The sequence below is a fragment of the Streptomyces botrytidirepellens genome (assembly GCF_003721215.1).
In the GTDB taxonomy this organism is placed as follows: Bacteria; Actinomycetota; Actinomycetes; order Streptomycetales; family Streptomycetaceae; genus Streptomyces; species Streptomyces himastatinicus.
Genome location: NZ_RIBZ01000884.1, coordinates 41669 through 48097 on the forward strand (window position 1 = coordinate 41669; position 6429 = coordinate 48097).

The window sequence follows — 6429 nt, forward strand, 5'->3', positions numbered from 1 at the left end:
GCGCGGTGCGGTCAGAGGTCGGCCGCGGCGCTGTGCAGGTTCTTGGCGGCCAGGGCGAGGCCCTCGGTCTGGGAGTAGGCCGCGTCCTCGTGCTCGATGTTCACGGCCATGTCCGGGTTGACCTCCGCGAGGGCGCGCAGGAACTCGGTCCAGTAGGCGGTGTCGTGACCGAGGCCGACGGCGACGAACTTCCACGCCGGGTTCTCCGGCCAGGCGTTGCACCAGAAGCCGTAGCCGGTGGGCACCTTGCCGGGGGCGTCGGCGGGCACGCGGGTGAACGACGAGTCCAGGACGCCGCGGATGTCGGCGCCGGGGCAGAGCGTCGCGTCCTTCGCGGCGGCGTGGAACACCAGCGGACCGAGCCACTTGATGGAGGCCACGATGTCCATGCCCTGCCACATCAGGTGCGAGGGGTCCATCTCCGCACCGACGTTGGTGGCGCCGGTCTCGTCGACCAGCCGCTTCAGGGTGACCGGGGAGAACACCAGGTTGTGCGGGTGCATCTCGACGGCGACCCGGACGTCGTTCTCCCGGGCCAGCGCGTCGATCTCCTTCCAGAACTCGACTGCTACGCCCCACTGGTAGTCCAGGACGTCCATGTAGACGCCGTCCCACGGGTTCACGACCCAGGAGGGGTACTTGGCGTCGGGGTCGGAGCCCGGTGTGCCGGACATGGTCACCACGTGCTTCACCCCGAGCAGCCCCGCGAGCCGGATGGTGCGGCGCAGGTCGTCGGCGTGTTTCGGGCCGACCCCGGGCAGCGGGTTGAGCGGGTTGCCGTTGCAGTTGAGGCCGGTCAGCTCCATCCCGCGGTCGGCGAAGGTGGCCAGGTACTCCTCGCGCGCGGTGGCCGAGGACAGCAGCAGGTCGACCGGGCAGTGGGGGGCGGGGATGAAGCCGCCGGTGTTGACCTCAACGGAGGTCAGCCCGTTCTCCTTGAGGATGTCGAGGGCCTCGGTGAGCGTGCGGTCGTGCAGACAGGCGGTGTAGGCGCCGAGCTTGAGAGCCATGGGTCGCTGCTCCTTCGTAGGGGGGTGGTCAGGAGGTGGCCGGAATGGTGACGGCGGCGCCGTCGCGGTCGGAGGACTCGACGATGGCCCGGATGATCTCCATGGTCCGCAGCCCGTCGGCGAAGGTGGCGCAGGCCGGCAGCGGGTCCTCGACGCCCGCGACCTGGTCGAGGAAGGCGCGCGCCTGGTAGGTGAACATCTCGGCGTTGCCGCCGCCCACGCCCGGCGCCTCCATCGGGTAGCCGCCCTTGAAGTAGGGCATCTGCGGGCCCGCGATGATGTGGCGCGCGCCGCGGGTACGGGCGTCCGGCTGGGCGTCGTCGAAGAGGTACTCGGCGGGCCGGTGCTGGTCGAACGCCGCCCGGCCGCCGAGCCCCACGATGTCGAAGCCGAGCCCGTTGGGCAGGCCGAAGGCGGTCCGCGACAGCGAGAAGGTGCCCACGAGACCGGACTCGAAGCGCGCGGTGAAGGACGCGGTGTCCTCGTTCTCGACCTCGCCGAACTCATCCGAGACGGGCGCGGCGTTGTGGCCGACGACCGCGCCCAGCGGCAGCGGGCGCTTGGGGATCTGCGTCGACAGCGAGGCGCCGGAGACCGCGGCGATGGGACCGGCGATGTACTCGGCGGTGTCGATCACGTGCGCGCCGACGTCCCCGAGCGCGCCGGAGCCGGGGCCGCCCTTGAAGCGCCAGCTCAGCGGGCCGTTCGGGTCGGTGGCGTAGTCACACCAGTAGCGGCCGCTGAACAGCGTGAGGTCGCCCAGCTCACCGCGCTGGACGTGGTCGCGGACCGCGGAGATGGCGGGAGAGCGCCGGAAGGTGTAGCCGACGGCCGTCACGACGTCGGCGGTGCGCTCCAGCTCGGCCATCGCGCGGGCGTCCTCGAGCGATCCGGCCAGGGGCTTCTCGCACAGCACGTGCTTGCCCGCGGCGACCAGGGCCTCGGCGATCGGGCGGTGCAGGTCGTTGCCGACGACGATGCTGACGGCGTCGATGGTCGGGTCCTCGGCCACCGCCTCCCAGCTGGGGAGCGCCTTCTCGTAGCCGTACCGGCGGGCGGCGTCCTCGCCGAGTGCGACGTTGGCGTCGGCTATGGCGGCCAGACGGACCGGCGGCAGGCCGGCCGCGAAGACCGTGTTGACGTTGCGGTAACCGGCGGCGTGGGTGCGGCCGGCCATGCCGGCCCCGATTACCGCGACGGAAAGGGGCTTGCCGGACGTGGCCATGGGTGTGCCTTTCAGCGTGTGTGGGGGTTGGTCAGGTCGACGTGGAGTGGCGGTCAGGCAGCGGACCGGCCGCGGAAGTGGGCCTCGATGGCTTCCATCGAGCGGCCTCGCGTCTCGGGGACGGTGCGGAGGTAGTAGAAGATGGTGGCGGTGTTAACCGCCGCGAAGAGCAGGAACGTGGCACCGCCGACCGCGGCGATCAGCGGCGGGAAGGCCAGCGTCACCACGAAGTTGGCCGTCCAGGTGCCGAACACGGCCATGCCCATCGCGAATCCACGCAGACGGAGCGGGAAGATCTCGGAAAGCATCAGCCAGAAGACGGTCGCGACGCACCCCTGCATGAACAGCAGGAACGTCAGCATGGACGCCAGGACGAGGTAGCTGCGGGCGGCCGACTCGGGCAGGACCAGGAAGCAGAAGGCGATCAGCACCAGCGACGCGGTGACGCCGATCTGTCCGGTGAGCAGCATCGGGCGCCGCCCGTACCGGCCCAGCAGCCACATGCCGGTGGAGACGGCGAGCACCGCGACGACACCGTTGGCGATGGTGGCGGTCAGCGCGGCCTGGGTGCCGAGTCCGGTGTCCAGCAGGATCGTGGGCGCGAAGTACATGATCGAGTTGACGCCGGTGAGCTGGGTCAGGGTGGCGAGCGCGAAGCCGAAGACCACCAGGCGCCGTACCCACGGCGTGCGCAGATCGCCCCAACTGGCCCGGGGCTCCTCGGCGTCGGCCATGACGCGCCGCTTGATCTCGGCGAACTCCGGCTCGACCGCCTCCGGGTCGCGGATGAGGCCCAGGGTGCGGGCCGCGTCGTCGAAGCGGCCGCGGGAGGCGAGCCAGCGCGGTGACTCGGGTACGAACAGCATGCCGATCCACAGCAGCACGGCCGGGATCGTGGCCAGCGCGAGCATCCAGCGCCAGACGCCGCCTTCGCCCATGGTCTTCGCGATGACCGCGTTCGAGGTGTAGGCCAGGAGCTGGCCGGTCACGATCATCAGCTCGTTCTGGGTCACCAGGCGGCCGCGGTGTGCGGCGGGGGCCAGCTCGGCGATGAAGACCGGCACGGTGGCGGACGCGCCGCCGACGGCGAGTCCGAGCAGGACCCGGAAGAGCACCATCACCACGAGGTCCGGTGCGAGCGCGGTGCCCAGGGCGCCGATGAAGAACAGCACGGCGAGCCCGAGGATCGCCCGTTTGCGCCCGTAGCGGTCGGAGAGGCGCCCGCCGTACAGGGCGCCGAACGCGGCGCCCGCCACGAGCGAGGACGCGACGATCCCCTCGGTCAGGGGCGTGAGTCCGAGTCCGCCCCGCTCGGCCGAGAGGGCCATGAAGGGCAGCGCGCCGGAGATGACGCCGGTGTCGTAGCCGAAGAGCAGTCCGCCGAACGTGGCGATGACGGTGATGACGCGCAGTCTCCGGTAGACCTCCGGCGAGGCGTGGTCGGTGACTGCGGTGCCGTGTGCGGGGGCCTGGGGCGTGTCGTCCCTGACGTCCATGGCCACCTCCTACAGGTTGGTGTGCGGGCGTAGTGGGTTTCCTGCGATGCGTCAGAAAGGTGAAACCGGCGGTGAGCTGCTGGGCGCGCTCCGGCCAGCGGCTGGTGACGACCTCACCCGACCCATGGTCAGCACTTCCAACGCGGTTTCCCTTCGCTTCTGCGGCCCGGGGGCGGCGGAGTTAAAGCGCTTTAAAAACACCTTCAGCGAGTACGATGCCTTCGAGCAAATGTCATGTCAATAGGTTGTCTCTACGCTGACGCAGGTCACCCTGCCGGGGCGGTCGTCCCCGCCAGTGGCGTGGTGGTCACCGGCGGGGCTGCCTACTGGGCCATGCCCATCACCGGTTGCCCTTCGCGGCGAACGCGGCGACGGTATGGACGTTGGACTTGTCGACGAAGGCCGGGCCGGTCAGCACGGGCTCCTCGCCGCCACCGCCGTAGTTGCCGTTGTTCTTGTAGAGCCACAGCGAGTCGACCGCCAAGTAGCCCTGAAGGTAGGGCTGCTGGTCGACGGCGAACTGCACACTGCCCTTCTCGATGGCGGAGATGAGGTCCTTGTTGAGGTCGAAGGTGGCGACCTTCGCCTTGCTGCCCGCCTCGGACGCCGCCTGCGCTGCCGTGAGCGCGAACGGGGCGCCGAGCGTGACCACCTCGTCGATGGACGTATCCTGCGAGAGCTTGGCGTTGATCGTCGACTTCACCGAGGGCATGTCGGTGCCGTGGACGTAGAGGATGTCGGTCTTGCCGTGGAAGGTCTTCTTCACCCCGGCGCAGCGCTCTTCGAGGTTGACGTCCCCCTGGGCCTGGATCACGCACAGCGCGTGCTTGGCGCCGGTGGTGTTGATCTTGCTGCCGAGTGCCTGGCCGGAGACGGACTCGTCCTGGCCGAAGAACGACAGCAGGCCCTGCTCCTTCCACACGGACAGGCCCGCGTTGAAGCCGACGACCGGGATACCGGCCTTCTCGGCCTTGGCGACCACGGCCTTCAGGGCGTCCGGCTTGGCCAGGGTGACGGCGATGCCGTCGACCTTCTGGTCGATCGCGTTCTGCACCAGGTTGGCCTGGCCGCCCGCGCTCTCGTCGCTGGAGTAGATGAGCTTGACGTTGTCCTTGGCGGCGGCGGCCAGGGCGCCCTTGCGGATGGTGTCCCAGAAGGTGTCGCCCGCGGGTGCGTGGGTGACCATCGCGATCGTCATGCGGGGCGTGGAGGCCTTGCCCGCGGACACGTTGTTTCCGGCTTCTTCGGCCTTCTTCCCGCCGGAGCTGCTGGAACAGCCCGCGAGGATCAGGGCGGCCGAGGCGGCCGCGGCCACGACGGGGACGGCTCTTCGGGAGCGGGAGAGGGAGACGCGGTTCATGGCTCGTGCACCTCACTGTGCAACTGGAAGCTGGAAGGGGGACGGGAGGGAGAGCGGAGGAAAACCGGGCGCACGCGACCGTGGGGTGCCGTACGCACGAGCCGGCTTCGCCGGCGTGACCAGAAGTGGCCGAGAGCGATTAAAGCGCTTTAAGTGCTGGTACTATCGACTCGTTTCGAGAGCGTGTCAAGGGCGTTGCGCGAGGAGATCGCTGTCCGGGAGGTACAGGTGGACGATGCCGATTCCGAGCGCCACCAGAACGGTGCGAACAAGCGCCCCCGACTGGAGGACGTGGCGGCCCGCGTAGGCGTGTCCACCGCGTCCGTCTCCCTGGTGCTGCGCGGGGTGTCCGGCCCCAGTGAGCGCACCCGGCAGCGGGTGCTGAAAGCCGCCGCGGAGCTGGGCTACCAGGCGGATCGCACCGCCAGCCTGCTCGCCAGCAGGCGCACCCGGCTGCTCGGCGTCATGGTCGACGTCCACAGCCCCTACCACGCCGAAGTGGTCGACCATCTGCACACGGCCGCCGAGGAGGTCGGCTACGACCTCGTCCTCAGCACCCTGACCCGGACCCGCGACGAGCACACCGCCGTCGATACGCTGCTGGCCTTCCGCAGCGAGGCCCTGATCCTCCTCGGCCCGACCGCCCCCGCCGACACCCTCGCCGCCCTCGACCGCAAGGCCCCGGTGATCGTCGTCGGCCGCCGGATCACCGACGAGCAGCTGGACGTGGTCCGCACCGCGGACGACGACGGGGTCGGCCAGATCGTCGACCACCTGGTGGGCCTCGGCCACCGCGCGATCACCTACGTCGACGGTGGCAAGGGCGTCATCGCCACCGACCGGCGCCGCGGCTACCGCACCGCCATGCGCCGCCACGGCCTGGACGCGCACATCAAGGTCCTGCGCGGCGACAACACCGAGGCGGCCGGTGAGCGTGCCGCCCGCCACCTCCTCGACGGCGCCACCCTGCCCACCGCCGTGGTCGCCTTCAACGACCAGTGCGCCATCGGCGTCCTGGCCGCCCTCTCCCGCGCCGGCGTCGCCATCCCCGGCGAGGTGTCCGTGGCCGGATACGACGACGACACCCTCTCCCGGCTGAGCTGCTTCAACCTGACCACGGTCAGCCAGAACGCCGAGCAGCAGGCCCGGCACGCGGTGGCCGCCGCCGTCGAACGCCTCGACCGGGGCCGCACCGACCCCCGCGAGGTCGTCCTGAGCCCGCAACTCGTCGTCCGCGGCACCGTGGCCGAGCCCGCCTGACCCGCTCCGTAAAAGAACTCCGCACAAGAACTCCGCACAAGAGCTCCACCCAAAGGCTCCGCACGAAAACGAGGGGCC

At 70.3% G+C, this 6429-nt stretch carries 5 protein-coding genes; 1 reads left to right on the plus strand and 4 read right to left on the minus strand.

The features are described from left to right. Positions 1–11 precede the first annotated feature (11 nt). From EEJ42_RS49620 to EEJ42_RS49635, 4 genes are all read right to left on the minus strand, one after another. Positions 12–1010, minus strand: a complete 999-nt coding sequence (locus tag EEJ42_RS49620; RefSeq protein ID WP_123108715.1) for a sugar phosphate isomerase/epimerase family protein — start codon at positions 1008–1010, stop codon at positions 12–14. Positions 1011–1038: 28 nt separating this feature from the next. Next, positions 1039–2235: a Gfo/Idh/MocA family protein gene (locus EEJ42_RS49625; protein WP_123108716.1), complete on the minus strand. Its 1197-nt coding sequence runs from the start codon at positions 2233–2235 to the stop codon at positions 1039–1041. A gap of 53 nt (positions 2236–2288) precedes the next feature. Next, positions 2289–3731 carry a sugar porter family MFS transporter gene (locus EEJ42_RS49630; protein WP_123108717.1) on the minus strand — a complete coding sequence of 481 codons (1443 nt, stop codon included), beginning with the start codon at positions 3729–3731 and terminating at the stop codon, positions 2289–2291. A gap of 340 nt (positions 3732–4071) precedes the next feature. After that, positions 4072–5091, minus strand: coding sequence for a substrate-binding domain-containing protein (locus EEJ42_RS49635; protein WP_123108718.1), 1020 nt, complete (start codon positions 5089–5091; stop codon positions 4072–4074). 228 nt (positions 5092–5319) lie between these two features. On the opposite strand from EEJ42_RS49635, the gene EEJ42_RS49640 reads away from it, so the two are divergent. Continuing rightward, the gene (locus EEJ42_RS49640) at positions 5320–6351 is read left to right on the plus strand and encodes a LacI family DNA-binding transcriptional regulator (protein ID WP_123108722.1); all 1032 of its coding nucleotides are present in this window, start codon (positions 5320–5322) and stop codon (positions 6349–6351) included. Positions 6352–6429 lie beyond the last annotated feature (78 nt).

Bases quoted from the DNA above. Each gene is read 5' to 3' on its own strand.
- EEJ42_RS49625 (WP_123108716.1), bottom strand. From the start codon at position 2,235: ATGGCCACGTCCGGCAAGCCCCTTTCCGTCGCGGTAATCGGGGCCGGC.
- EEJ42_RS49635 (WP_123108718.1), bottom strand. From the start codon at position 5,091: ATGAACCGCGTCTCCCTCTCCCGCTCCCGAAGAGCCGTCCCCGTCGTG.
- EEJ42_RS49620 (WP_123108715.1), bottom strand. From the start codon at position 1,010: ATGGCTCTCAAGCTCGGCGCCTACACCGCCTGTCTGCACGACCGCACG.
- EEJ42_RS49630 (WP_123108717.1), bottom strand. From the start codon at position 3,731: ATGGACGTCAGGGACGACACGCCCCAGGCCCCCGCACACGGCACCGCA.